Annotated in this window: 25 protein-coding genes; 15 read left to right on the forward strand and 10 right to left on the reverse strand. The window is 46.5% G+C overall.

The genetic code is table 11. From position 1 onward, the window contains the following. Nucleotides 1–30 precede the first annotated feature (30 nt). The 9 genes from rpsG to rplI all read left to right on the forward strand — a co-directional run bounded on the left by rpsG (nt 31) and on the right by rplI (nt 6,798). The gene (gene rpsG, locus VNE01S_RS11905) at nt 31–501 is read left to right on the forward strand and encodes a 30S ribosomal protein S7 (protein ID WP_053397177.1); all 471 of its coding nucleotides are present in this window, start codon (nt 31–33) and stop codon (nt 499–501) included. A gap of 137 nt (nt 502–638) precedes the next feature. Next, nucleotides 639–2,738, forward strand: coding sequence for an elongation factor G (gene fusA, locus VNE01S_RS11910; RefSeq protein WP_053397178.1), 2,100 nt, complete (start codon nt 639–641; stop codon nt 2,736–2,738). Between the two features lie 154 nt (nt 2,739–2,892). Next, a complete protein-coding gene (tuf, locus tag VNE01S_RS11915; protein ID WP_061781645.1) occupies nt 2,893–4,077 on the forward strand; it encodes an elongation factor Tu in 1,185 nt (394 codons plus the stop codon). 326 nt (nt 4,078–4,403) lie between these two features. Next, nucleotides 4,404–4,595 carry a (2Fe-2S)-binding protein gene (locus tag VNE01S_RS11920; RefSeq protein WP_053396327.1) on the forward strand — a complete coding sequence of 64 codons (192 nt, stop codon included), beginning with the start codon at nt 4,404–4,406 and terminating at the stop codon, nt 4,593–4,595. A gap of 76 nt (nt 4,596–4,671) precedes the next feature. Next, complete coding sequence (gene bfr, locus VNE01S_RS11925; RefSeq protein ID WP_053396328.1) at nt 4,672–5,157, forward strand: bacterioferritin; 486 nt, start codon at nt 4,672–4,674, stop codon at nt 5,155–5,157. A gap of 210 nt (nt 5,158–5,367) precedes the next feature. Continuing rightward, nucleotides 5,368–5,757, forward strand: a complete 390-nt coding sequence (rpsF, locus tag VNE01S_RS11930; RefSeq protein WP_041154705.1) for a 30S ribosomal protein S6 — start codon at nt 5,368–5,370, stop codon at nt 5,755–5,757. An 8-nt stretch (nt 5,758–5,765) separates the two neighbouring features. Further along, nucleotides 5,766–6,068 carry a primosomal replication protein N gene (gene priB / locus VNE01S_RS11935; protein ID WP_053396329.1) on the forward strand — a complete coding sequence of 101 codons (303 nt, stop codon included), beginning with the start codon at nt 5,766–5,768 and terminating at the stop codon, nt 6,066–6,068. Between the two features lie 16 nt (nt 6,069–6,084). After that, complete coding sequence (gene rpsR, locus VNE01S_RS11940; protein ID WP_000090472.1) at nt 6,085–6,312, forward strand: 30S ribosomal protein S18; 228 nt, start codon at nt 6,085–6,087, stop codon at nt 6,310–6,312. A 33-nt stretch (nt 6,313–6,345) separates the two neighbouring features. Beyond that, nucleotides 6,346–6,798: a 50S ribosomal protein L9 gene (gene rplI, locus VNE01S_RS11945; protein ID WP_053396330.1), complete on the forward strand. Its 453-nt coding sequence runs from the start codon at nt 6,346–6,348 to the stop codon at nt 6,796–6,798. Between the two features lie 97 nt (nt 6,799–6,895). Here rplI and VNE01S_RS11950 read toward each other — a convergent pair whose 3' ends face one another. Then, on the reverse strand, nt 6,896–7,660 hold the full coding sequence (locus VNE01S_RS11950; RefSeq protein ID WP_053396331.1) for a DUF481 domain-containing protein: 765 nt from the start codon (nt 7,658–7,660) through the stop codon (nt 6,896–6,898). Between the two features lie 174 nt (nt 7,661–7,834). Between VNE01S_RS11950 and VNE01S_RS11955 the strand changes: the two genes are divergently transcribed. Together VNE01S_RS11955 and alr are read left to right on the forward strand one after the other, a co-directional pair. After that, nucleotides 7,835–9,247, forward strand: a complete 1,413-nt coding sequence (locus tag VNE01S_RS11955; protein ID WP_053396332.1) for a replicative DNA helicase — start codon at nt 7,835–7,837, stop codon at nt 9,245–9,247. Nucleotides 9,248–9,250: 3 nt separating this feature from the next. Further along, nucleotides 9,251–10,336, forward strand: a complete 1,086-nt coding sequence (gene alr, locus VNE01S_RS11960) for an alanine racemase (protein WP_211263095.1) — start codon at nt 9,251–9,253, stop codon at nt 10,334–10,336. A 25-nt stretch (nt 10,337–10,361) separates the two neighbouring features. On the opposite strand, the gene VNE01S_RS11965 is transcribed toward alr, so the two are convergent. Next, nucleotides 10,362–10,781 (reverse strand): secondary thiamine-phosphate synthase enzyme YjbQ, encoded by a 420-nt coding sequence (locus tag VNE01S_RS11965; RefSeq protein WP_053396333.1) that lies wholly within the window; start codon nt 10,779–10,781, stop codon nt 10,362–10,364. Nucleotides 10,782–11,082: 301 nt separating this feature from the next. Between VNE01S_RS11965 and pgi the strand changes: the two genes are divergently transcribed. Further along, on the forward strand, nt 11,083–12,735 hold the full coding sequence (pgi, locus tag VNE01S_RS11970; RefSeq protein WP_053396334.1) for a glucose-6-phosphate isomerase: 1,653 nt from the start codon (nt 11,083–11,085) through the stop codon (nt 12,733–12,735). Nucleotides 12,736–12,800: 65 nt separating this feature from the next. Here pgi and VNE01S_RS11975 read toward each other — a convergent pair whose 3' ends face one another. The 7 genes from VNE01S_RS11975 to VNE01S_RS12000 all read right to left on the reverse strand — a co-directional run bounded on the left by VNE01S_RS11975 (nt 12,801) and on the right by VNE01S_RS12000 (nt 18,188). Continuing rightward, nucleotides 12,801–13,697: a TIGR03899 family protein gene (locus tag VNE01S_RS11975; RefSeq protein ID WP_053396335.1), complete on the reverse strand. Its 897-nt coding sequence runs from the start codon at nt 13,695–13,697 to the stop codon at nt 12,801–12,803. 296 nt (nt 13,698–13,993) lie between these two features. Beyond that, nucleotides 13,994–14,494, reverse strand: a complete 501-nt coding sequence (locus VNE01S_RS11980; RefSeq protein WP_053396420.1) for a DUF3299 domain-containing protein — start codon at nt 14,492–14,494, stop codon at nt 13,994–13,996. 3 nt (nt 14,495–14,497) lie between these two features. Next, the gene (locus VNE01S_RS11985; RefSeq protein ID WP_053396336.1) at nt 14,498–15,757 is read right to left on the reverse strand and encodes an ABC transporter permease; all 1,260 of its coding nucleotides are present in this window, start codon (nt 15,755–15,757) and stop codon (nt 14,498–14,500) included. Beyond that, nucleotides 15,754–16,461 (reverse strand): ABC transporter ATP-binding protein, encoded by a 708-nt coding sequence (locus tag VNE01S_RS11990; RefSeq protein WP_053396337.1) that lies wholly within the window; start codon nt 16,459–16,461, stop codon nt 15,754–15,756. The genes VNE01S_RS11985 and VNE01S_RS11990 overlap by 4 nt, the downstream gene beginning before the upstream one ends. A 55-nt stretch (nt 16,462–16,516) precedes the next feature. Further along, nucleotides 16,517–17,200, reverse strand: a complete 684-nt coding sequence (gene zrgA, locus VNE01S_RS11995) for a zinc uptake protein ZrgA (protein ID WP_053396338.1) — start codon at nt 17,198–17,200, stop codon at nt 16,517–16,519. A gap of 68 nt (nt 17,201–17,268) precedes the next feature. Then, the gene (locus tag VNE01S_RS18915; protein ID WP_082331713.1) at nt 17,269–17,562 is read right to left on the reverse strand and encodes a DUF2607 family protein; all 294 of its coding nucleotides are present in this window, start codon (nt 17,560–17,562) and stop codon (nt 17,269–17,271) included. A 74-nt stretch (nt 17,563–17,636) separates the two neighbouring features. Beyond that, nucleotides 17,637–18,188 carry a YtfJ family protein gene (locus tag VNE01S_RS12000; RefSeq protein ID WP_053396339.1) on the reverse strand — a complete coding sequence of 184 codons (552 nt, stop codon included), beginning with the start codon at nt 18,186–18,188 and terminating at the stop codon, nt 17,637–17,639. Between the two features lie 205 nt (nt 18,189–18,393). Between VNE01S_RS12000 and VNE01S_RS12005 the strand changes: the two genes are divergently transcribed. Further along, nucleotides 18,394–18,594 (forward strand): DUF1107 domain-containing protein, encoded by a 201-nt coding sequence (locus VNE01S_RS12005; protein WP_053396340.1) that lies wholly within the window; start codon nt 18,394–18,396, stop codon nt 18,592–18,594. Nucleotides 18,595–18,656: 62 nt separating this feature from the next. Here the strand turns inward: VNE01S_RS12005 and msrA are convergent, their stop codons facing one another. Continuing rightward, nucleotides 18,657–19,280 (reverse strand): peptide-methionine (S)-S-oxide reductase MsrA, encoded by a 624-nt coding sequence (msrA, locus tag VNE01S_RS12010; RefSeq protein WP_053396341.1) that lies wholly within the window; start codon nt 19,278–19,280, stop codon nt 18,657–18,659. Between the two features lie 118 nt (nt 19,281–19,398). On the opposite strand from msrA, the gene tamA reads away from it, so the two are divergent. Together tamA and tamB are read left to right on the forward strand one after the other, a co-directional pair. Beyond that, nucleotides 19,399–21,114 (forward strand): autotransporter assembly complex protein TamA, encoded by a 1,716-nt coding sequence (gene tamA, locus VNE01S_RS12015; RefSeq protein ID WP_053396342.1) that lies wholly within the window; start codon nt 19,399–19,401, stop codon nt 21,112–21,114. Further along, nucleotides 21,111–24,869 carry an autotransporter assembly complex protein TamB gene (tamB, locus tag VNE01S_RS12020; protein WP_053396343.1) on the forward strand — a complete coding sequence of 1,253 codons (3,759 nt, stop codon included), beginning with the start codon at nt 21,111–21,113 and terminating at the stop codon, nt 24,867–24,869. The genes tamA and tamB overlap by 4 nt, the downstream gene beginning before the upstream one ends. Nucleotides 24,870–24,899: the final 30 nt, after the last annotated feature.

Raw genomic sequence — 24,899 nt, forward strand, 5'->3', positions numbered from 1 at the left:
TAACCTGAAGAAGACAACGGAGAATATTCCATGCCACGTCGTCGCGTTATTGGTCAGCGTAAGATCCTTCCAGATCCAAAGTTCAAATCTGAACTGCTGGCAAAATTCGTTAACATCCTAATGGTTGACGGTAAAAAATCTACTGCAGAGAAAATCGTTTACACTGCACTAGACACAATGGCTGAGAAATCTGGTAAAGATCACTTAGCTGTATTTGAAGAAGCTCTTGAAAATGTTCGCCCAGCGGTAGAGGTTAAATCTCGCCGTGTTGGTGGTTCAACTTACCAAGTTCCTGTAGAAGTACGTCCGGTTCGCCGTAACGCACTTGCTATGCGTTGGGTAGTTGAAGCTGCGCGTAAGCGTGGTGAAAAATCTATGGCTGCTCGCCTAGCTGCTGAAATGCTAGACGCGTCAGAAAACAAAGGTACTGCTGTTAAGAAACGTGAAGACGTTCACCGTATGGCAGAAGCAAACAAAGCGTTTGCTCATTACCGCTGGTAATACCTTTTCAGTGCTGCAAGGTTCCTTGCAGCACTTCTTTAGTTCCTATGCCTATGCTAGGAACTATTGCTATATCTAGGGGATAGCATTTTTAGTTATAGCAATAGTCCCTATCTCTAAGTTAAGAGGATTCAATCGTGGCTCGCAAAACTCCTATTGAGCGCTACCGTAACATCGGTATCTGTGCTCACGTAGATGCAGGTAAAACAACCACTACTGAACGTATTCTGTTCTACACTGGTCTGTCTCATAAAATCGGTGAAGTTCACGATGGCGCAGCAACCATGGACTGGATGGAGCAGGAGCAAGAGCGTGGTATCACTATCACTTCTGCTGCGACGACTACCTTCTGGCGTGGTATGGAAGCACAATTCCAAGAACATCGCGTAAACATCATTGATACTCCTGGACACGTTGACTTTACTATCGAAGTAGAGCGTTCTCTTCGTGTACTTGACGGTGCTGTAGTTGTGTTCTGTGGCTCATCTGGTGTTGAACCTCAGTCTGAAACTGTATGGCGTCAAGCAGATAAATATCACGTTCCGCGTATGGTGTTTGTGAACAAGATGGACCGCGCAGGTGCAGACTTCCTACGCGTTGTGGACCAAATTAAAAATCGTCTTGGTGCGAACCCAGTTCCTATCCAGCTGAATGTTGGTGCGGAAGATGAGTTCAGAGGAGTCATCGACCTTATCAAGATGAAAATGATCAACTGGAATGAAGCCGATCAAGGCGTGTCATTCACTCTTGAAGATATTCCAGCTGACATGATTGAGCTTGCCGAAGAATGGCGCAACCATATGGTTGAGTCGGCTGCTGAAGCTAGCGAAGAACTGATGGATAAGTACCTTGAAGAAGGCGAACTGTCAGAAGCTGAGCTAAAGCAAGGTCTTCGTACTCGTACACTAAACAACGAAATTGTACTGGCTACTTGTGGTAGTGCATTCAAAAACAAAGGTGTACAAGCTGTACTAGACGCTGTGATCGAATTCTTGCCATCGCCAGTTGACGTACCTGCAATTAAAGGTGTCGACGAAAGAGAAAATGAAGTTGAACGTCACGCAGACGACAACGAACCGTTCTCTGCACTAGCGTTTAAGATCGCGACTGACCCGTTTGTGGGCACGCTAACTTTCATGCGTGTTTACTCAGGCGTTGTAAACTCAGGTGATGCTGTTTACAACTCTGTAAAACAGAAGAAAGAGCGTTTTGGACGTATCGTGCAGATGCACGCCAACAAGCGTGAAGAAGTCAAAGAAGTTCGCGCGGGTGATATTGCAGCGGCTATCGGCCTGAAAGACGTGACAACAGGCGACACTCTATGTGACCAGAACCACAAAGTGATTCTGGAACGTATGGAGTTCCCTGAACCAGTAATTCAGATTGCTGTAGAACCTCGTTCTAAGGCAGACCAAGAGAAAATGGGTATCGCGCTAGGTAAACTGGCAGCAGAAGATCCATCTTTCCGCGTAGAAACGGACGACGAGACAGGTCAAACTCTGATCTCTGGTATGGGTGAGCTTCACCTAGACATCATCGTTGACCGCATGAAACGTGAATTCAATGTTGATTGCAACGTTGGTAAACCTCAGGTTGCTTACCGCGAAACTATTCGCGGCACATCTGAAGTGGAAGGTAAGTTTGTTCGTCAATCTGGTGGTCGTGGTCAATACGGTCATGTTTGGATCAAACTTGAGCCTTCTGAGCCTGGCGAAGGTTTCGTATTCGTAGATGAAATCGTGGGTGGCGCTGTTCCTAAGGAATACATTAGTTCAGTAGCGAAAGGTATCGAAGAGCAAATGAATAGCGGTGTATTGGCTGGTTACCCAGTTCTAGACATCAAAGCAACTTTGTTCGATGGTTCTTACCACGATGTTGACTCTAGCGAAATGGCGTTTAAGATTGCCGGTTCGATGGCATTCAAGAAGGGTGCGCTTGAAGCGCAGCCGATTATTCTTGAGCCAATGATGAATGTTGAAGTAACGACTCCAGAAGATTGGATGGGTGATGTTGTCGGTGATTTAAACCGTCGTCGCGGCATTATCGAAGGTATGGATGAAGGTGTGGCTGGTATTAAGATCGTCCGCGCTCAAGTACCACTTTCTCAAATGTTTGGTTACGCAACAGACCTACGTTCTGCAACTCAAGGCCGCGCGTCGTACTCAATGGAATTCAACGAGTACGCAGAAGTGCCTAAGAACTTTGCAGATGCAATCATTGCAGAGCGTGGTTACTAATAAAATGTACTGATCTTCGAAAAGAGTGCTACTTTTTTTAAGATCAATACGTCCAAATATTGCGCTGACGGACGTTGGCGCATAAAATAGCAAATTCTGGCGCGTCGAGGTCAATAATGATCCCGGCGAATCATAACTAGGAAGGAACACGATCGTGTCTAAAGAAAAATTTGAACGTACTAAACCGCACGTTAACGTTGGTACTATCGGCCACGTTGACCACGGTAAAACAACTCTAACTGCTGCAATCTGTACTACTCTAGCTAAAGTGTACGGCGGTGACGCGAAAGACTTCGCATCTATCGATAACGCTCCAGAAGAGCGTGAGCGCGGTATCACAATCGCTACTTCTCACGTAGAGTACGACACTCCAACTCGCCACTACGCACACGTTGACTGTCCAGGACACGCGGACTACGTTAAAAACATGATCACTGGTGCTGCTCAGATGGACGGTGGTATCCTTGTAGTTGCTGCGACAGATGGCCCAATGCCACAAACTCGTGAGCACATCCTACTAGGCCGTCAGGTTGGTATCCCTTACATCATCGTATTCATGAACAAATGTGACATGGTTGATGATGAAGAGCTACTAGAACTAGTAGAAATGGAAGTTCGTGAACTTCTATCTGAATACGATTTCCCAGGTGATGACCTACCAGTTATCCAAGGTTCTGCACTAGGCGCACTAAACGGCGAAGAGCAGTGGGAAGCAAAAATCGTTGAACTAGCAGAAGCACTAGACAACTACATCCCAGAACCAGAGCGTGCAGTAGATCAGCCATTCCTAATGCCTATCGAAGACGTATTCTCAATCCAAGGTCGTGGTACAGTAGTAACTGGCCGTATCGAGCGTGGTATCCTAACAGTAGGTGACGAAGTTGCTATCGTAGGTATCAAAGACACTACTACAACGACATGTACTGGTGTTGAGATGTTCCGTAAGCTTCTAGACGAAGGCCGTGCAGGTGAGAACGTTGGTGCACTTCTACGTGGTACTAAGCGTGACGAAGTTGAACGTGGTCAAGTACTAGCGAAGCCTGGTTCAATCACTCCACACACTAAGTTCGAATCAGAAGTATACGTACTGTCTAAAGATGAAGGTGGTCGTCACACTCCATTCTTCAAAGGCTACCGTCCACAGTTCTACTTCCGTACAACTGACGTAACTGGTGACATCCAGCTACCAGAAGGCGTAGAAATGGTAATGCCAGGTGACAACGTACAGATGACTGTAGAGCTAATCGCACCAATCGCAATGGACGAAGGTCTACGTTTCGCGATCCGTGAAGGCGGCCGTACAGTAGGTGCTGGTGTTGTTGCTAAGATCTTCGACTAATTCATAACGAATTAAACGAAATCTTGCACTCTTCTTCTTTTTGAAGAAAGCGCACTAGAAAAAGGGAGGCTTCGGCTTCCCTTTTTCGTTTCAGTTATAAGCATAGTTTTTCCTAAAAATATAACCGCTATTTTTTCATATTCTAATTCATCAGCTTAGTTCTGTGCCTGATGCTACCGCTTGCCCAATCCCACCTAAAAGGCGATATTGAACGGTAACTCTTCTGTCTTCTATAACAAATTGTTCTAAAGTAATTAAAGTATCAATTAGAAATAGGAATGATTCTCCTTTATATTCTTTGCTCAGTTTATACGGTAGGGTTCGATATGTATATTTGCTTGTGTCACGGCATCTCTGATAAAAAAATTCGTAAGCTGGTTATTGAAGAGGGTGTGACCGATATGCGAGGCATCAAAAAGTGCACGGCCTTGGGTAGCCAATGTGGTAAATGCGTCAGAGCGGCGAAAGAAATTATTAATGAGTCAGCATCAGTAACCCTATTTAAGCAGGCCAGTTAACCCGACAAAAAAGTCCTGCTTTGACACCTTCTTATTTGGAACTAGAGTTAAAAGAGCCAAAAAGGAGGGCTATGTCATGAAAGGTGATCCAATCATAATTCAACACCTCAATAAAGTGCTCGGCAACGAGCTTATCGCGATAAATCAATATTTTCTTCACGCCCGCATGTACAAGGATTGGGGCTTAAAGCATCTTGCCGATAAGGAATACCACGAATCGATTGATGAAATGAATCATGCTGATCATTTGATTGAAAGGATTCTGTTTTTAGAAGGACTTCCCAATCTGCAAGACCTCGGTAAGTTGATGATCGGTGAAGATGCAAAAGAAATGCTTGAGTGCGATTTGAAGTTGGAAATGGCGGCAATTCCTGATCTCAAGGCGGCGATTGCTTATGCTGAAGATATCCATGATTACGTTTCGAGAGACTTGTTCCAAGACATTCTTGAAGATGAAGAAGAGCATGTGGATTGGCTGGAAACCCAACTTGGTTTGATTGAAATGACGGGTATTCAAAATTACCTGCAAGCTCAATACGTCGATGAAGATGATGACGATTAGCCTTTAATTGAGAATTCCCTCTCTGGCCAGCACTGTCGTTGAGGTAGTTGCGTCGTCGTGCTGGCTCTAACATGATATTTCTCTTGCTTAAACTGCTTTGTTTCTGTACTATTCGTGCTCCTTAAAACTCGGTCAATTATCTTTAGTTCCTTGCTTCCTCTGGACGACCGGGCCAATTGTGGAAGCTGAATAATCCGTAAGGAGCAACCAATGCGTCATTACGAAATCGTATTCATGGTGCACCCTGATCAAAGCGAGCAAGTTGCTGGCATGATCGAGCGTTACACTGGTTCTATCACTGAAGCTGGCGGTACTATCCACCGTCTAGAAGACTGGGGTCGTCGTCAACTGGCTTACCCAATCAACAAGCTTCACAAAGCTCACTACGTTCTAATGAACGTTGAAGCTGACCAAGCTGTAATCGATGAGCTAGAAACTGCTTTCCGTTTCAACGATGCAGTTCTACGTAACATGATCATGCGTACTAAAGCAGCGATCACTGAGCAGTCTATCATGCTTAAGCAAAAAGAAGAGCGTGCTCCACGTCGTGAAGAGCGTTCTGAAGCTAAGCCAGAAGCTAAATCAGAAGCTGCTGAGTAATTTAACTTATGGCCAATCGAATGGAGTTAAGTGGCACTATTGCTAAACCTCCGATTCGAAGCAAAAGCCCAAGTGGTATAGAACACTGTCGATTTTGGTTAGAGCATCGCTCTACCGTTATCGAAGCTGACTTTCCGAGACAAGTGTACTGCCGTATGCCAATCGTAGTTAGCGGGCAAAGGTCACAAGCATTAACTCAGAATTTAGTACAAGGCAGTAGCATTAAGGTAAGTGGTTTTGTCTCTTACCAGACCGGCCGAAATGGCGTAGGTAAATTAGTGCTTCATGCCGACAACATTACTCAAATTTAAGATCAGGAGATAGCCCATGGCTCGTTTCTTCCGTCGTCGTAAATTCTGCCGTTTCACTGCAGAAGGCGTACAAGAGATTGATTACAAAGACGTAGCAACTCTTAAAAACTACATCACTGAAGCTGGTAAAATCGTACCTAGCCGTATCACTGGTACAAGCGCTAAGTACCAGCGTCAACTAGCTCGTGCTATTAAGCGTTCTCGCTACCTAGCTCTACTTCCGTACACTGACAAGCATCAGTAATCGGTTCGTTTTATTAAGAAAGAGGATTAAGCAATGCAAGTTATTCTACTTGATAAAATCGGTAACCTAGGTGGTCTTGGCGATTCAGTAAACGTTAAATCTGGCTACGCTCGTAACTTCCTTATCCCTCAGGGTAAAGCGGTTATGGCTACTAAAGCTAACGTTGAAATGTTCGAAGCTCGTCGTGCTGAACTAGAAGCTAAAGTTGCTGAGCAACTAACAGCTGCTGAAGCACGTGCTGAGAAAGTTAACGCTCTAGAAGCTGTTGTTATCGCTTCTAAAGCTGGTGACGAAGGCAAACTATTCGGTTCTATCGGTACTCGTGACATCGCTGATGCAATCACTGCAGCTGGCGTTGAAGTTGTTAAAAGCGAAGTTCGCCTTCCTGAAGGTGCTCTACGTAACACTGGTGAGTTCGAGATCAGCGTTCAACTTCACTCTGAAGTTTTCGCGACAGTTAACCTACAGGTTGTTGCTGCTGAGTAATTCAGTATCAAGACGTATTTTAAAAGCACCTGCTCGCAGGTGCTTTTTTTATGTCTGTAATTTACGTTTGGGTTGAGGCGTTAGTAGCTAGCAGAAGTTAGAAGACAAAAAGTAAGTTCACAGAGAATACGCTATCTGCTTTTTCTAGGCCTTCAGGAACCTTGTCATGATATTGACGAGAATGAGTCAGCTTTAACGCAATATCATCGGTAATGTCATTGATTGCGCTGATGTCACTGTCGACGCGGCTATTGCTACTACCAGAGACCAAAGTGACAGAAGCTGATAGAGAAAGGCTGTCAACGACTTGCCATTTTGACGATAGGTGACCGCGGAAAATCGCTTCACGGACGGTTTCAGGGAAGATAATGTCATCGTCATCAATTTCGTCTAGATTAGGCTCTTGATAGCGAAAACCAGGGCCGAGTTCCAATTCTAGAATCAGCTCTTCGGTGTTGGAGAACTGATAACCAAAACCGCTCGATAGCGTATAGTCTTTAAAATACGCACTGTAGAGTGAATCGACCCCTTTGAAGGTAGCGTATAAATAAGTTTTTGGACCGAGCTTGTAGTCGCTTTGCAGTTTATAAGTGGAAAGGCGTTTATCCTCTTCACCATCTTTATAGAGCAAATAGAACTTCCATTCCCCGCTACTGCGATGCCTACCAGAGGTGTAGTCAGCCCCGACTCTAGCGTTCATCGATTGGGTGTCAGAGTTGCCACTGTGAGATTGATATCCAAACTCAATTTCACTATTCAGCGGTGAGGGGATATCAATCTCTAATTCTGCCGGCTCTTTATCGGCTCCATAGCACACCGCGGCATTCACTAAACTCGCAGCAAGTAACCAATACCTAAACACCAATGACCTCTATATTTTCCCAACGACCGCTGATACTAATTGGAAAGCTAAAGCGCTCCGTCAATGTTGAGTAAAATTTCCTGATCAACGCAAAATCTATCTCATCACAAGACATCGCTATCTTGCTCGTTATCGTTATAATGAGCGGTCAGAATCAAGTTGTAGAGCAATACCATGGCCGAATCGAGAACAGACAATCGCATGAAAAAAATGACTGATGCACAAGTTGACGCAATCAAGGTGCCTCCACATTCGTTGGAAGCGGAACAGTCCGTCATTGGTGGTTTGTTATTGGATAACGAGCGCTGGGATACGGTTTCTGAGCGGGTTGTTGCGAAAGACTTTTACAGCCGTCCACATAGACTGATCTTCGAAGCAGTAAAATCGATTCTGGAAGACAGTAAACCGCTTGACTTGATTACGCTTTCTGAGTTTTTAGAGCAGAGAGAGCAGCTCAATGATGTCGGTGGTTTCGCCTACCTTGCAGACTTAGCGAAAAATACACCGAGTGCCGCGAACATCAATGCTTATGCGGATATTGTCGCCGAGCGTGCACTTGTACGTGACTTGATCGGTGTCGCGAATGAAATTGCCGATGCGGGCTACGATCCTCAAGGTCGTGGTTCTGAGGATTTATTGGATTTAGCCGAGAGTAAAGTATTCGCGATCGCGGAATCTCGCACCAATGAAAACGAAGGCCCTCAAAACGTTGATAACATCCTAGAGAAAACGCTAGAGCGTATTGAGCTGCTGTATAAGTCTCCTCAGGATGGCGTAACTGGTGTGAATACGGGCTTTACCGACCTGAATAAAAAGACGGCTGGTTTACAGGGCTCTGATTTGGTGATCGTTGCAGCACGTCCATCGATGGGTAAAACCACCTTTGCGATGAACTTATGTGAGAACGCAGCAATGGAGCAAGAAAAGCCCGTGCTGATCTTCTCGCTAGAGATGCCGGCTGAACAGATCATGATGCGTATGCTGGCGTCGCTTTCTCGTGTTGATCAAACCAAAATTCGTACTGGCCAGCTCGATGACGAGGATTGGGCTCGCATTTCTTCGACCATGGGTATTCTGATGGAGAAGAAGAACATGTACATCGATGACAGTTCTGGCCTAACGCCAACTGAAGTTCGTTCTCGTGCTCGTCGTATTGCCCGTGAACACGGTGGCCTATCAATGATCATGGTCGATTACCTTCAGTTGATGCGTGTGCCTGCTTTATCAGATAACCGTACCCTCGAAATTGCCGAAATTTCTCGCTCTCTTAAAGCGTTAGCCAAAGAGTTGAATGTGCCTGTAGTGGCGCTGTCGCAGCTTAACCGATCACTAGAGCAACGTGCTGACAAACGCCCGGTAAACTCGGACCTTCGTGAATCAGGATCGATCGAGCAGGATGCCGACTTGATCATGTTTATCTATCGCGATGAAGTGTACAATCCCGACAGCTCTATGAAGGGCACCGCAGAAATTATACTCGGTAAGCAGCGTAACGGCCCTATCGGTTCAGTTCGCTTGACTTTCCAAGGACAATGGTCGCGTTTTGACAATTACGCCGGCCCAGCTTTTGATATGGATGATGAGTAACGAATGGGTTACATGAAAGCAGCGACAGCGTATGTAAATTTACATGCGTTGCAACACAACCTAGAGCAGGTTAAAGCTCAAGCGCCAAACAGCAAGGTTATGGCGATTGTAAAAGCAAACGGCTATGGCCACGGCTTAGATCAGATTGCAGAACATGCTACAAGTGCCGACGCGTTTGGCGTAGCACGAGTTGAAGAAGCGATTCGACTGCGTGCTAGCGGTGTAGTAAAACCTATTCTGCTGCTTGAAGGGTTTTATGCTGCGCAGGATCTTCCTGTGTTGGCTGCCAATAACTTGCAGACCGCAGTACACTGCGAAGAGCAACTTGCAGCATTAGAACAGGCTGAGTTGGACTCACCACTGGTTGTTTGGCTCAAGATCGACAGTGGTATGCACCGTTTAGGTGTGAATCCAGACCAATACCAAGAGTTTGTTACGCGCCTAGAAGCGTGTCCAAACGTCGCTAAGCCGCTGCGCTTTATGAGCCATTTCGGCTATGCCGATGAGTTAGATAAAAACATCACCAATGAACAAACGGAACTATTCCTATCCTTAACACGAGATTGTGAAGGTGAGCGCTCAATTGCAGCCTCTTCAGGTATTCTCGCTTGGCCAAATAGCCACTTGGATTGGGTTCGCGCGGGCATCATCATGTATGGTGTGTCTTCCATTGGTGATAAGCCTGCCCATGAATTTGGCTTTAAACCACTGATGACCCTGAAGTCTCCATTGATCGCGGTACGCGATGTAAAGAAAGGCGACAGTGTAGGGTACAGTGGTACCTGGACCAGTGAGCGAGACACCAAAGTGGGTGTGATTGCGATTGGCTACGGTGATGGTTACCCAAGAACCGCGCCATATGGTACGCCAGTATTAGTCAATGGCCGCCGTGTGCCAATGGCAGGTCGTGTATCTATGGACATGATGACAGTCGATCTGGGACCAGATGCGACGGATCAAGTTGGCGACCTTGCCACATTGTGGGGGGACGGTCTGCCTGCGGAAGAAGTGGCTTCGCACGTTGGTACCATCGCGTATGAGTTGGTGACCAAGCTGACCTCTCGAGTTGAAGTCGAATACATCAAATGATTAAAGCGGGCGTCAGCCCGCTTTTTTATTCCCCGTGAAGTGTCGCTACAATCTGGCGACTTCCACCGAAGTCTCGGTGCTCCCCTAGATATATACCTTGCCAAGTTCCTAACGCTAAACGCCCATGACTGATTGGGATCATCACACTACACCCGAGAGTCGACGCTTTGATATGAGCTGGCATGTCATCATCGCCTTCATAGGTGTGCTGGTAGTATGGTGCTCGCTCTGGCACGAATTTATTAAAGTGCGCTTCCATATCATGGCGAACGGTCGGGTCGGCATTTTCATTAATGGTTAAACTTGCTGAGGTATGCTGAATGAAAAGCTGTAATATTCCGACGGAATAGCTCTTAATTTCTGGTATTTGTTGTTCTATTTCATCGGTAATCAGATGAAATCCACGTTTTCTTGCCTTTAATTGAATCGTTTTTTGCGACCACATAACGGTTCCTAAATCAGGTGAATAGACAGGTGTTGGGATAAGTAATGAAGCTATGCCTATGTTAAGGTATGATCTTACTTTTCCTTGCCGCGTTTGTTGATCTTCGAAGCAGGGAACGTGACCTAACTCAATGTGGGGGAGAGTCCCCTAGGTCATAATGCGCTCTTGAAAAAAAATTACAAAACTCTTGTTTTGTGGCAATTTGCCCAAACATCTACTTATATTTTGCTAAATCGGGAATTCCACTAGTTTTCGCTAGACTATATGGAATAGAACCTACTGTAACATCGGGATAAAGACCATGTTGAAAAATATCAATCCAACGCAAACACAAGCTTGGAAAGCGCTAACTGCGCATTTCGAAACTGCACAAGATATGGATCTGAAAGAGCTATTTGCACAAGACGCAGCGCGTTTTGACAAGTACTCTGCGCACTTCGGTTCAGACATTCTGGTTGATTATTCAAAGAACCTAATCAACGAAGAAACTTTGAAGCACCTGTTCTCGCTAGCTAACGAGACTGAGCTAAAATCAGCAATCGAAGCGATGTTCAGTGGCGAAGCGATCAACCAAACGGAAGGCCGTGCAGTACTTCATACCGCACTACGTAACCGTTCAAATAAACCCGTGATGGTTGACGGTGAAGACGTAATGCCAGCGGTTAACGCGGTTCTAGAGAAAATGAAATCGTTCACTGATCGCGTAATCGGCGGTGAGTGGAAAGGTTACACAGGCAAAGCGATCACAGATATCGTCAACATCGGTATTGGTGGCTCTGACCTTGGTCCTTACATGGTGACAGAAGCACTGGCACCATACAAAAATCATCTAAACCTTCACTTCGTATCTAACGTTGATGGTACCCACATCGTTGAAACGCTGAAAAACGTTAACCCAGAAACGACACTGTTCCTGATCGCATCTAAGACGTTTACCACACAAGAAACCATGACCAACGCGCATACTGCACGTGATTGGTTCCTTGAGTCTGCAGGTGACCAAGCTCACGTGGCTAAGCACTTCGCGGCACTTTCAACAAACGCGACGGCAGTATCTGAGTTCGGTATCGACACAGACAACATGTTTGAATTCTGGGACTGGGTTGGCGGTCGTTACTCACTATGGTCGGCAATTGGTCTTTCAATCGCACTAGCGGTAGGCTACGACAACTTTATTGAGCTACTCGACGGCGCTCACGAGATGGATAACCACTTTGTATCCGCTGATCTAGAAAGCAACATCCCTGTGATCCTTGCGCTTATCGGTATTTGGTACAACAACTTCCACGGTGCAGAATCTGAAGCGATCTTACCTTACGACCAGTACATGCACCGTTTCGCGGCGTACTTCCAGCAAGGTAACATGGAATCAAACGGTAAATACGTTGACCGCGAAGGTAATGCAGTAACGTACCAAACTGGCCCAATCATCTGGGGCGAACCAGGCACTAACGGTCAGCACGCGTTCTACCAGTTGATCCACCAAGGTACTAAGTTGATCCCATGTGACTTCATTGCACCTGCAATCAGCCACAACCCAGCGGGTGACCACCACCAGAAACTGATGTCGAACTTCTTTGCACAAACCGAAGCGCTAGCGTTTGGTAAGAGCGAAGAGACCGTGAAAGAAGAGTTGGTTAAAGCAGGTAAGAACGCTGAAGAAGTGGCAGCGATTGCGCCATTCAAAGTGTTTGAAGGTAACCGCCCAACGAACTCTATCTTAGTGAAGCAAATCACACCACGTACGCTAGGTAACCTGATCGCGATGTACGAGCACAAGATCTTCGTACAAGGCGTTATCTGGAACATCTTCAGCTTTGACCAGTGGGGTGTGGAGCTAGGTAAACAACTCGCGAACCAAATCCTACCTGAGCTGGCTGACGAATCAGCAATCAGCTCTCACGACAGCTCAACAAACGGTCTGATTAACGCGTTTAAAGCATACAAAGCGTAATCACCAAGAGCATTAAAAAACGCCAGCGATTTGCTGGCGTTTTTGTTTCTGGGATAAATCAAAGCTCAAACTGTGTGGTGGATATTGCTTTCTATGTCGCTTTGGGTGGTAAACTTCTGCCCCAACAAAGCCACCATTTGATCGTAGTACTGCATATTGGGTTTGTTGCCCAGTAGCTTACACAGCTCGTTACCTGTTGGACTAAATCGGTAATAACGCAATCTGATCCCTTTGCTATGCGCTTGCAACGAGAGTTGTTTCCCTTGATAAATGAGCGGTAGTGGAGACTCTAATTCAATCTCTCCTGACTCCAACTCGGTGCTATGCATCAGGCCAAGTTCAAACAAGACCAGCAGGCTGGAATAGGGCAACTGAAAGTTCGCGACGTTAATGTTGCTCGTGACGTTACGTTTGCCAAAGGTGAATATCCCCCCTTGAGAGCGGTAGCCAATCAGAACCTTACGACTATTGTCACCGCCAAAACTACAGGCCAGAGACGATGCTCGCTGAAGGATCTGTGCTTCCTTTGGCGTCATATCTTGCAAGACGTTCAATGCTTTCATTGATGTGGAGCCAGGGTTGGTGACTTCTCGTTTTAGTACCTGAGCCCAAAGACGTTGCATGGAAGGGTTGTGCACTTCTTGCGCCATATCGAAGAAGCGATACAGCCAGTCTGGGTCAGGCTCTCCAGCGGTTTCATCTTTACACGATTGATGTGTTAATTTTAGGATGTGTTCTAAGTTCTTTTGTCTTTGCTCTCTGCGCTTTCTTTCTCGCTCCAAAGCTCTTTCCAGAGGCGTTTTGGAAGGCGTTTCATTATTAAGCAGAGCGCCCAAACCATGGTTTTCCGCAATGTGCAGAATGCAGCTAGCACTGTCTTTCACGTAGTGCGACTTTTTCTCTTGTCTGTTTTGGGACGCTGGTTCATGGTCAATGACGACGGGTTTCTTGCTCTCAGACATCCTATTTCCTTAGCCATCATGAAGTTATCGCTACTGTACTCTTTATAAGCATAAGTCGCCATATAAAGAGTGTGAGGCCGATGTCAAAAAAATAGTGCTACCACATATGATAACAAGTTGTTAAAATTGTTATCACGAAACTTGAGAGGGCTTATGAAATACTTCGGTGAAAATAAATTGAAGAAGCACCTGTCAATCGCCCTACTATTATTGATATACCTAGGGGTTCTAGGTTATCTGTCCAGATATCTTGCTTAAGTTAGGTGATCGACAGGTTGCATTTTTGTTAATCTTAATTAGTAGTCATCATACTCAGCGATGGCACTTCCTTCGATCACATATCCAGTTTCCGCTAAGTCATGGGAAATGGTCTCTGTTTTCAGTGTACCAATGACGTAAATGACATCCCAAAGCTCCTGAACGGGGGCTCCTTTTGGAAATTTAACATAGATGATTTGATTGGGTGGCGGAGGTGGCACGTGAATACACGCGCCAAAATACGGTACCAATAAGAATTCCGTAACGATGTTCTCATTGCCTTCCAATGGAATGACAAAACCGGGAATTTTCACCGTACTCCCATTCAGCTCAGGTCTGACGCTACCAAGTTTTGATTGCATCATCACATCACCAGAGTGGTTGATCGCTGGCATGCCTTGTTTATCAAACTGGTTCCTTTCGGCTTCTGGGATCAGGTCTATCCAGTCCAGTTTCAGTACATCTTCTTGCTTCGCGTAGCTTGGTAAGCTAAAGCTCATCATGGCTACTAAGAGGATAAGTATATGTTTTGTCTTCATCATTTATACTCGAATTGTCATACCGTCGCTTAGAGATTGTTTGTAAGCCCTCAAAGCGGGAATAAAGCCAATTACTGTTCCTGCTAGCTGAACTAGGCCAAGCAGTGAAAGTTCGTAACTGGATAAGGTTATTATGGAGAGGTTAATACCATAACTTTGCTGAATAATTGGTGAAGCCAGCGTTAGAATTAAATAAAGTGCGAGCGTGCCAGCAACTATGCCTATAAAGGTTAAGCTGCTTGCTTCCAGAATTAACAGAGAAAATACGTGTTTTGGCCTGGCGCCCATGGCTCGAAGGATGGCCATTTCTCGGCGGCGTTCCTGCAAACTGGTCAGTAAGCTAGATAACATACCAAGCAACCCAGCGATGACCACAAACCCAGATACTGCCATTAAAGCTTGCTCAGCAACAGACATCATTCCCCATAGCTCGTGTAAAGCGACTCCCGGTAAAATTGCGCTGAGTGGCTCTTTCGTATAGGTGTTGATCTGGCGTTGCAAAGCAAATGTCTGCAATTTGGACTTTAGCCCGAGCATCACAGCGGTGATTTGCTTGGGTTGAAAGTCCATGGCATTAAGCTGATGAGCTTCTGGTGTATTGCCAAGGTTCGCGCCAGACTCCCAGCCAACGTGGATGGCCTCAATGGCTTGCAACGAAACGTGTACCGTTTTGTCTACCGGGGTTCCTGTTGGTGCTAAGATCCCCACTACTTTGAAGGGTAGGTTATCATGACGACTAAAGCCTACATCACTGATGCCGTGGGCGATGATAATTTCACTGCCAATCTTATAGCCTAGCTGTTTTGCCACATCGGCCCCGACGACGGTTTCAAATAGACCATCAAACTTTGTTCCCTGCGAGAAGGTTAAGTTCTGCTTTTGCCCATAGCGATAATGCTCAAAGTAGCTGTGGTTGGTGCCCATGACTCGAAAGCCTTTATGGGAGTCACCCAAAGAGATTGGAATGGCCCATTCAACCGCGCGATGCTGACTAAACTCCTGATAACTTTTCCAATCAATGTTGTTGGTGGCATTACCGATTCTAAAAACAGAGTAAAGCAACAAGTTAACCTGCCCAGATCGGCCGCCTACGATCAAATCTGTACCAGAGATGGTGTTCGCGAAGCTGCTCTTTGCTTGGGTTCGAATTCGTTCTACACCAAGCAGCAAAATGACGGAAATCGCGACCGTCAGGATAGAGAGGATCGCGGTCACTTTGCGGTTGCGGGCACTCTTCCAAGCCAGAGATAAAGTTGGGCTCATTGTTCTCCTCCTACTTGGTTAAGGGATCTCAGGTCGATGCTTCGGTCGAATAATGGCTCTAAGGTGGGATCGTGGCTCACAAACAGCAGAGTTGATTGAGCATGGTTCACCTGATCCAGCAGTAGTTCAATAAAGGCGGTTCGGTTGTCGTGATCCAAGGATGAGGTAGGCTCATCGGCAATGATGACTTTGGGTTTACCGATCAGAGCACGGGCGGCGGCTACTCTTTGTTGCTGGCCGATACTAAGCTCGACAACAGGCTTGTTCATTAAAGGCTCGGACAGGTGAAGCTTGTTGAGCAGTGCTTTGGCTTCGGTCTGCAAATCGCCCGAAACCTGTGAGCGTCGCAGCTTGGAAAATTGGCAAGGCAGCGTGACGTTTTCAATGACGCTGAGGTAAGGCAGCAGATTAAATTGCTGAAAGATATAGCCAATATTGTCAGCACGAAATTTATCGCGCTGATTGCCTGGTAAATCGGAAAGGCATTGGTTAAGGACGGTGACTTTGCCTGTTGTGACGGTGTTAATGCCAGTAAGCAGGCTAAGTAACGTGGATTTACCACATCCACTCGGCCCTTTCACAAATAAGTGTTCACCTTGGTTCACTTGAAGTTGAGGAATGGCGAGTGTCGGAGAGTCATTACCGGGCCAAGTAAACGAGACTTGGCTTAATTCGATAACAGGTGGTTGGTTATTGGTTTTCATAGCGAGTTCCAATCACAAGAAAGCAGCTTGGCTTAGCACCAAGCTGCGATGCCCATTATAGAGAAATCGTGTTGTTGTTTTTATTTAGGCGCGATGAAGCCTGCTTAGAATCAGTGAGCAGGTTGAATTTTATCGCTTCAGTGACTGGAAATAGCTCGAACCAAGAGGTTTCAATGGTTGTTAGCTGAGCCACATTGTCACACTGGTAGTGGTACTCCACAGTAAATTCACCATGCCCAGAGTGTTCTGTTTCATGATCATGATGCTCATCATGGTCGTGGTGTTCATCGTGTTGGTGATCTTGATGCTCATCATGGTCGTGATGTTCATCGTGTTGGTGATCATGATGCTCATCGTGGTCATGGTGTTCATCATGATTATGATCGTGATGTTCATGGCCGTGTTGCTCATCTCCTTCAAGCGTGTGAGACACTTTTTGGTGCTTCACGCTACAACCCGCAGCTTTCGTCAAGGTGAAAACGGCACTGGCGTTACTCAGATGAGCTTTTGCTTGTTTCAATATGTCATGTTGCTCGTCTGTTTTCGGCGCATGCTCAAAGCCAACCACATCGGCACCGGGCGCGGTGATTTCTACCAGAATCTCATTGCCATCTTGTGCAATGTTAAGTTCAACCTCGCCATGAACGTGAGCATCATGCTGGCGGAAGGTGTCCTCTGCAGTTGCAGAATGGCTAAGAGTCAGTGCGATAAGCGCAGCAAGAGGTGAATACTTGTTCATTTTAAATCCTAAATACAATCTTAAAGTTGTGAAATATCACTCCAACACATTTGGAGCTAGATGACGAATTAAGCGCTTGGATTGTTAGGCGGTGAGCGTGCGTGGTAGACCAACGCAGTCAAAGTGACATAGTGGTAATGCTCACTGATGAAAAAAGTATCAGGGAGTGATAGGTCTTCGGTCGACAGTGTTGCCGAACTTACCCCGTGCTGGGCACAAGAAAAGAGTTGGCAATGATGATTCTGGTGATGAGAAAGGTCGTACTGGTGCTCAATGCTAGCCACACTCATCCATAGCGTGAGCATAACACTACAGAGTGCTATCACGGCCAAGCGATATGAATGTAAACGTAGCTGAGACACAAGCAAAGTAAACCCAATAAAAAGGAACTGTTATGTTATAACAATTCCTTTTCTAACGCGAAATGCATTTGTGATCAGATGTTAGCTGCGATTAAGCCAAGTACTTGTTTCACTTCGCTTTCAGTCAACGCGCCTTCTTTGACAAACAGCACCTTTCCCTCTTTATCTTGGACAATGATCGCGGAAGATTCAGGTTTAAGCGCCCAAGTTTGTGCGATTTTGCCATTTTCATCCAATACCATGGAAGACCAAGGGAATTCTTTTTTACTGTCTTCTGCGGAAGATTTCACGAAAGAGCCCGTGCCCCAGATAGCATCATCTTGATTGATGATCGACGTGGTTTGGTAGCTTTTCTCTGGAAATTTAGCGGCGGTAATGGCGGCCATAAGCTGCGCGTTCATTTCTTTTGCGCTGCTTCTGCCCGCAATGGCATGAATAACACGAACCTTGCCTTGTAGATTTTGGCTCGACCATTTTTGGTAAGCCGTGGTGTCACCTTGGAGTATGATTTCACCGTGTTCTTGAACGGTCACGCTAGGAACCGTGTTGCCCAGTGAGATGTTGTGTGCTGATGCCAGCATTGGAGAGCAGGCAACCGCAAGTGCGATTAATGTTTTTGTTTTCATTGTGATGGTCCTTTTTGTTAGCGCAAAAAGTATATAACGAAATTCAGCAAAGTGTCGCTGGCGGGTTGATAACGGTGATTGTTTTGGTGGTTTTGTTAACAAAAAATATACATTTAGCCAGAGTACGGTATAATGTCCGCAGAGCTCAAGGAATAGAGCACTTGCGAAATTGCAAGATTATTACTCAAAGGTTTGGGAGTTATTTATGCTGCGCGAATTTACTGCATATAGACCACGTCAGGTGGCTCGTTTTGTTAAAACTTTGTTTAAAGGCCAGTTTGTCATCGAGGGAATCGGGGAGTTTTCTTTTGATAATGGTAAGGTACTCATACCTGATGTGAGTAATCGTCAGAAGCTCATTATGTACAAAGAAATTAACCAAGAAATTAAAGCATTATCAGCATGATGCCAGTGCTTTAAATACATATGAATAGTTGAAAAAGTCGCCTTATCGGCGACTTTTCCATTTTAGCTATTTGGTGGGAAGCAGATGCCAGTGCCTCCTAGACCACAGTAACCATCAGGATTTTTAGCAAGATACTGCTGGTGGTAGTTTTCCGCATAATAATACGGCCCAGCGGGTAGGGTCTCGGTAGTAATTGGCGTACCGCCCAGAAGCGCTTGGTAGGCTTGCTTGGTCTTTTCTACGCTTTGAGCCTGCTTATCACTGTAGACATAAATGGCTGAACGGTATTGGGTACCCAAATCATTACCTTGGCGCATTCCTTGTGTCGGGTCGTGCTTCTCCCAAAACGTTTTGAGCAGTTCTTCAAGGCTGATCACAGCAGGGTCAAAAACCACTCGCACTACTTCAGTATGGCCTGTTTTCCCTGTACATACTTCCTCATAGGTCGGGTTTGGGGTATAGCCCCCCGCATAGCCAACCGAGGTACTCACCACCCCTTCGAGTTGCCAAAAGAGTCTTTCTGCTCCCCAAAAGCAACCTAAGCCGAATAGAATTTTTTCCTGACCTGGAGCTGGTTCCGCAGTCAGGCTGGATTGGTTGACAAAATGTGTGTCATCCACTGGCATTGCATTGTCGCGTCCGGGTAAAGCGTCTTCTTGGGATACCATGTTTTGTTTGTTGAGCATCTTAAAATTCCTTGATGATTTATTTTTTGTACAGACCGTTTATTTGGCCGTTTTCATACAGACTTCTTGATTTTCAAACGTTATTATTCCGTAACCAGATTCAGATAGATAATTAAGCATGTTACGAAAACCATTACCACTTTTGATGGCGTTTTTACTTTCTCCAATGTTAGCTCATGGCAAAAACGTTGATCTGACAATCAAAGGCCTAAAAGGTAGTGTGGAAGATAACGCAAAGGCTTTTTTATCATCCATCCCTGAAGAAGACTATCGAACCGATCTACGCTTCCAGGCAAGGGTTCAGAGATCGCTTACCGAAGCGCTCAATGCGCTGGGGTATTACCATCCAACCTTCCGCTTTGACGTTGCTGAAGACGACAGTGAACTGATAGTAACGGTCAACCGAGGCAACCCTGTCATCATCAAAGAAGTGGATATTCAGGTCACAGGTGAGGCGAAGGATGATGTGGATTTCATTCTGCTGGTTAAAAACAGCGGCCTAGAAAATGGCAAGCGTCTGAATCACGGTGATTATGATGCGTTAAAGTCCAAAATGCGTAATCTAGCCTTGCAGAAGGGTTATTTTGACGGCACCTACACTTTAACGCGCTTAGAAGTCTCTCCAGAACTCAATCAGGCCTTTATTCGATTGCATTTCGACAGTGGTATCCGCTACCACTTTGGTGAGAATCAGATCACCGGCAGTCAAATTAAACTCGAACGCGTGGAATCGCTCGCGCCTTTCAAACAGGGCGAACCGTACCGTGTCTCGAAGGTGAGTGAGTATAATCAGAACCTCTCTAACACCGACTGGTTTTCATCGGTGCTGGTCGAGCCTGATTTGTCTTATTTGGGAGAAGGGCGAGAGCTACCAGTCAAAGTGTCTCTTGCGCCTCAAGCGCGTAACCAGCTTGAAACTGGTTTGGGCTATTCAACCGATGTGGGTGTTCGTGGTTCTCTAAAATGGAAAAAACCGTGGGTGCATAGCCGCGGACACAGCTTTAATAGCAGCCTAGAGCTTTCTCAACCGGAGCAGACGGTGACGGCCAGTTACCGGATTCCCAAAACCGATGTGCTCAACGACTACTACAGCATTAACTACGGCCTGAAAAATGTGGATAAGCGCGATACGAAAAGCTTGGAGTCCAACCTTTCGGTAGGCCGAAGTCAGCGTTTGGATAATGGCTGGATTCGCACCGTGTTTATTCGCTATCTACTGGAAAACTATGAACAAGGTTTGCAAGATGACAGTTCTCAGTTCCTACTCGGGGGCATTTCATTTTCGCGTAGCCGTATCCGCGGCGGCGCAATGCCGACTTGGGGAGACAGCCAGAACCTCACAATCGAATACGGTGATCCAGGGGCATTGTCCGAGACACGAGTGACGCGTCTGCTAGGGGGCATGACATGGGTTCGCAGCGCGGGTGAAAATCACCGCGGTATTTTCCGTATTGACGGCGCGGCGAACTTTGCTGAAGAGTACGAAAAACTGTCGCCGTCTTTGCGTTTCTTCGCAGGTGGTGACAATAACCTTCGGGGTTATGGCTATGAGTCTATCTCACCACGCGATGAGAGTGGCGCATTAACTGGTGCGAAATACATGTTGACGACGTCCCTTGAATACCAATACCGCGTCTATGGCGATTGGTGGGGAGCGCTCTTTTACGATTATGGTGATGCGTTTAATGACACACCAGATTTCAAACGCGGTACCGGTGCTGGGGTACGCTGGGCTTCACCCGTTGGACCGATTCGCTTAGACATCGCGTGGGGGCTTGATGAAGAACCCGTCGATGAGTTTAAAATTCACTTTACCTTGGGGCCTGAACTATGACCAAAGTGGTATTAAAGTGGTCGAAATGGTTGTCGTTATCGCTACTTGGTATTCTGCTGACGCTGCTACTTGCAGTGAGCTTTCTGTTATTTACGCGACCTGGTTTGGGTCTGGCTTTGTGGGCCGGTGAGACATTTGTTCCTCAGTTAAAAGTAGGCTCATACAGTGGTGCACTGTTTCCAAGATTCACATTAAAAAACGTCGAGTTTGCTGATCAAGATCTAGCAATAGACACCAAGGTTGATGAGTTAACTCTGGCGATTAATCATACCTGCTTTACTGAGCCGAGCGTGTGTATCGATGAGATTGCTATTGATGGTTTAACCTTCGCTCTGCAAGAAACCTCATCAGAGCCGGAAGTGAAGGAAGAAGAATCGGCACCAGTCGGGAAAATCACAACCCCGATCCCGGTGAAAATATCTCGTGTTGCGCTGACGAATATTGATTTGAATATTCTTGGCAATCAGATCGATTGGCAAAGTTTTACCACGGGGCTGAGTTTTGAAGGTAACCGCCTACGCGTGAGAAAAACGGAACTCAAAGACATCAATATTGCGCTCGCCGACTCTCAAACCGACCAAGAAAAACCACAACCAGAACCCACCTCCACAGAGCCACAGCCAATAGCGTTGCCCGACGTTGACTTGCCACTGCAAGTGGAAGTGGTTCGTTTGGACGTGCATAACTTCCAACTTAAGCAAGAATCGCCACTTGTTGTGCATCACTTGGCGGTAGAGGCAACAGCTTTAGGGTCGGATGTTTCTGTGCCTGTACTTGAGTTAGACATGCCGCAAGCACAAGGCAAATTAGATGCGCAAGTGACTCTAAAAGAAGGGTATCCACTGACGTTAAACCTTGATGCGCTGGTTAAAGATGACATGGCGAAAGGGCAAAAAATCGTACTTTCAGCGCAAGGCAGTGTGGCCGACCTTGGCCTAAAAGCGCAGCTCAGTGGGCCAGCGCAAGCCGATCTTAAAGCGCAGTTAGCCTTGTTAGATCCTGATTTACCCTTTGACATCGACCTGAGAAAAACCAAGGCGCAATGGCCTCTGGTTGGCAAAGGAGATTACTTCGTCAAGGTCGATAAGCTAGTAACCAAAGGCTCTTTGAAAGGGTACAGCTTAAGTTTGGATTCTGAGCTGAAAGGGAAAGACCTTCCGGATTTAGATTTAGCGGTGAAAGGTAAGGGGAATTTAGAGCAGATTGAACTCAGCTCGCTTAACCTGAAGACGTTAGGCGGAAGCGCGGTTGGTGATGTACTGGTTAACTGGAAGCAGCCAATTAACTGGGCGGCTAATTTATCACTGCAAGACATTCAGCCCGGTCTACAATGGCCAGAAGCCGAAGGTAAAGTGAGTGGGGATATTTCAACCACAGGCGCGCTGACCAAGCAAGGTGGCTGGAAAGTCGCAGTCAGTAAGCTGGATATTGATGGTGTACTGCGTGACTACCCATTGCACATTGAAGGTCAGTTGGATGCTTCGGATGTGACCGGTAAAGGCCGATTCCGAGTCGACACGCCGAGCTTAATGCTGGCGCATGGGCCAAACAGCATTGAAGCGAAAGGTAAGCTGACGGATGAATGGCGTATGTCGTTGTCGCTTGATTTACCGAATTTGGCTAAGTCTGTGCCTGATCTATCTGGCAAAGCGATCGGTGATGTCGTGCTCCGAGGGCCGATGAAAGAGCCAAACGTCAAACTGGCGTTAGACGTGGACTCGATCGATTTCCAGCAGCAAGCCCAAGTCCAGCACGTGACTTTAACGGGTGAGGTAACACCACTGCCGAAACCGAAAGGCAACCTCACACTTAAGGTCAACGGAGGTGTTTACCAAGATTATCGCGTTGAAGATGTAGTGCTAAACGTGTCAGGTAACCAGGCTGCTCACAGTCTGACTTTGGACGTAGATTCTAACATCGCCTCTACCAGTTTAGCGCTGAATGGTGGTTTGAATGAGCAACCCAATTACCGATGGGCAGGGCAATTGGAGCGAATGCTGATCACGTCTAAGCAAGGTGAGTGGCGTTTGAACCAGCCGACACAATTGGGCTTTGATATGGCGACTCAGCTAGTGAGTGTCGCCGCACATTGTTGGTTGCAGCAAGACTCGTCAGTGTGTTTAGAAGAAAACATTAAAGTGGGTGAAAGTGGCGAAGCACGCCTAAGTGTCAATCAATTCAACTTTTCACAGATAGCCGCGTTTGTACCTAAAGAGACCGAATTGCACGGTGAAGCCAATGCGAATGTGTGGGCCAAGTGGGCGCCAGACGCATCACCACAAGCCAAGGTGGAACTGAGACTGCCAGCAGGCGGGGTTTCACAGCAACTGGCTCAGCCTATCGATATCGGCTGGGACAACATCACGCTAGACGCAAACCTAGCCGGTGATCGATTGGATGCTAGCTGGCTGGTTGCGGTTACGGACAACGGTGATTTTTCTGGTCAAGCGACGATTCCAGATGTGCTTAGCCAAGAGCAAATGCTGGACGCAAAGTTGAAACTCACCACGTTTAATCTCGACTTTCTTGCGCCGCTGGTGGGGGACTACAGCGAGCTCAAATCCAATATTTCGACGGAGTTAGCGCTAAATGGTCCGGTATTACACCCACAGGCTAACGGCGAGTTACTCATCGACAATATGCAGTTGAAGGGTGAGATTTCGCCTGTGCAAGTCGACTCAGGTCAATTAACGGTAGCTTTCAAAGGCTATCAGGCCGATCTACAGGCGGCGCTCAATACGCCTGATGGGACGTTAAATTTGGCGGGTGACGCAGACTGGCAAGATCTGACAGACTGGAAGACCAAGCTGCGCGTCTTTGCCCAAGAGCTGCGCGTTGAAATGCCGCCAATGGTCGACATTAAAGTGGTGCCAGACATGACAATCAACGTCTCTCCAAAACTGGCTAAAATTGAAGGTAATATCGATTTACCTTGGGGGCGCATTGTGGTCGAGGAGTTACCACCAAGCGCAACTGGGGTTTCATCAGACTTAGTCTTGCTTGATGAGGAATTAAAGCCCGTCGATGAGAGTAAATCGATTCCATTTGAAGTTGAGACTGACATCAATATCAAGATTGGTGATGACTTTAAATTATCCGCGTTTGGTCTTGAAGGTGGGCTCATTGGTAACTTGAATGTCACGCAGAAAGACAAAGCCCCGTACGTTGTGGGTGACGTTAATATTGTCGATGGTTCCTACCGTTCATTCGGGCAAGATCTGCGCATTCAAGAAGGTAAGATCTTGATGAGTGGTCCGGTTGACCTTCCATACGTGCAGATCTCGGCGATCCGAAACCCAGAAAACACGCAAGATGATGTGATCGCAGGGGTGAAAGTGACGGGGCCAGCTACGGACCCAAGCGTGACGATTTTCTCTGAACCTGCCATGCCTCAAGCCAATGCTCTATCCTATCTATTAAGAGGTCAGGATATTGATGCGGAGTCGAGTGGTAACTCGATGACTACCGCGTTGATTGGACTAAGCTTAGCGAAGAGTGGTCGTGTGGTCGGGGCCATCGGTGAAGCATTTGGTGTGCAAGATCTGCAAGTGGATACCGCCGGCTCGGGAGATGACTCACAAGTCACGGTAAGCGGTTATATACTTCCAGGGTTACAGGTGAAGTATGGGGTCGGCATCTTTGACTCGGTTGGCGAATTTACGGTACGTTACCGACTCATGAAAGACCTCTATCTTGAAGTCGTTACTGGGGTGAGCAGCGCGGTCGATATACTCTATCAGTTTGAGTTTGACTAACGGCACTCATTAACTCTGATTGGTGAAAGA

Source organism: Vibrio nereis NBRC 15637 (assembly GCF_001591105.1).
In the GTDB taxonomy this organism is placed as follows: Bacteria; Pseudomonadota; Gammaproteobacteria; order Enterobacterales; family Vibrionaceae; genus Vibrio; species Vibrio nereis.

What these genes read in the sequence shown, in the direction of transcription:
- rpsG (WP_053397177.1), top strand. Translation starts at nt 31, where the DNA reads ATGCCACGTCGTCGCGTTATTGGTCAGCGTAAGATCCTTCCAGATCCA.
- pgi (WP_053396334.1), top strand. Translation starts at nt 11,083, where the DNA reads ATGTTGAAAAATATCAATCCAACGCAAACACAAGCTTGGAAAGCGCTA.
- tamA (WP_053396342.1), top strand. Translation starts at nt 19,399, where the DNA reads ATGTTACGAAAACCATTACCACTTTTGATGGCGTTTTTACTTTCTCCA.
- VNE01S_RS12005 (WP_053396340.1), top strand. Translation starts at nt 18,394, where the DNA reads ATGCTGCGCGAATTTACTGCATATAGACCACGTCAGGTGGCTCGTTTT.
- bfr (WP_053396328.1), top strand. Translation starts at nt 4,672, where the DNA reads ATGAAAGGTGATCCAATCATAATTCAACACCTCAATAAAGTGCTCGGC.
- VNE01S_RS11985 (WP_053396336.1), bottom strand. Translation starts at nt 15,757, where the DNA reads ATGAGCCCAACTTTATCTCTGGCTTGGAAGAGTGCCCGCAACCGCAAA.
- VNE01S_RS11955 (WP_053396332.1), top strand. Translation starts at nt 7,835, where the DNA reads ATGGCCGAATCGAGAACAGACAATCGCATGAAAAAAATGACTGATGCA.
- VNE01S_RS11980 (WP_053396420.1), bottom strand. Translation starts at nt 14,494, where the DNA reads ATGAAGACAAAACATATACTTATCCTCTTAGTAGCCATGATGAGCTTT.
- VNE01S_RS11975 (WP_053396335.1), bottom strand. Translation starts at nt 13,697, where the DNA reads ATGTCTGAGAGCAAGAAACCCGTCGTCATTGACCATGAACCAGCGTCC.
- VNE01S_RS11965 (WP_053396333.1), bottom strand. Translation starts at nt 10,781, where the DNA reads ATGTGGTCGCAAAAAACGATTCAATTAAAGGCAAGAAAACGTGGATTT.
- VNE01S_RS12000 (WP_053396339.1), bottom strand. Translation starts at nt 18,188, where the DNA reads ATGAAAACAAAAACATTAATCGCACTTGCGGTTGCCTGCTCTCCAATG.
- zrgA (WP_053396338.1), bottom strand. Translation starts at nt 17,200, where the DNA reads ATGAACAAGTATTCACCTCTTGCTGCGCTTATCGCACTGACTCTTAGC.
- alr (WP_211263095.1), top strand. Translation starts at nt 9,251, where the DNA reads ATGGGTTACATGAAAGCAGCGACAGCGTATGTAAATTTACATGCGTTG.
- VNE01S_RS11920 (WP_053396327.1), top strand. Translation starts at nt 4,404, where the DNA reads ATGTATATTTGCTTGTGTCACGGCATCTCTGATAAAAAAATTCGTAAG.
- VNE01S_RS11990 (WP_053396337.1), bottom strand. Translation starts at nt 16,461, where the DNA reads ATGAAAACCAATAACCAACCACCTGTTATCGAATTAAGCCAAGTCTCG.
- rplI (WP_053396330.1), top strand. Translation starts at nt 6,346, where the DNA reads ATGCAAGTTATTCTACTTGATAAAATCGGTAACCTAGGTGGTCTTGGC.
- priB (WP_053396329.1), top strand. Translation starts at nt 5,766, where the DNA reads ATGGCCAATCGAATGGAGTTAAGTGGCACTATTGCTAAACCTCCGATT.
- rpsR (WP_000090472.1), top strand. Translation starts at nt 6,085, where the DNA reads ATGGCTCGTTTCTTCCGTCGTCGTAAATTCTGCCGTTTCACTGCAGAA.
- tamB (WP_053396343.1), top strand. Translation starts at nt 21,111, where the DNA reads ATGACCAAAGTGGTATTAAAGTGGTCGAAATGGTTGTCGTTATCGCTA.
- rpsF (WP_041154705.1), top strand. Translation starts at nt 5,368, where the DNA reads ATGCGTCATTACGAAATCGTATTCATGGTGCACCCTGATCAAAGCGAG.
- msrA (WP_053396341.1), bottom strand. Translation starts at nt 19,280, where the DNA reads ATGCTCAACAAACAAAACATGGTATCCCAAGAAGACGCTTTACCCGGA.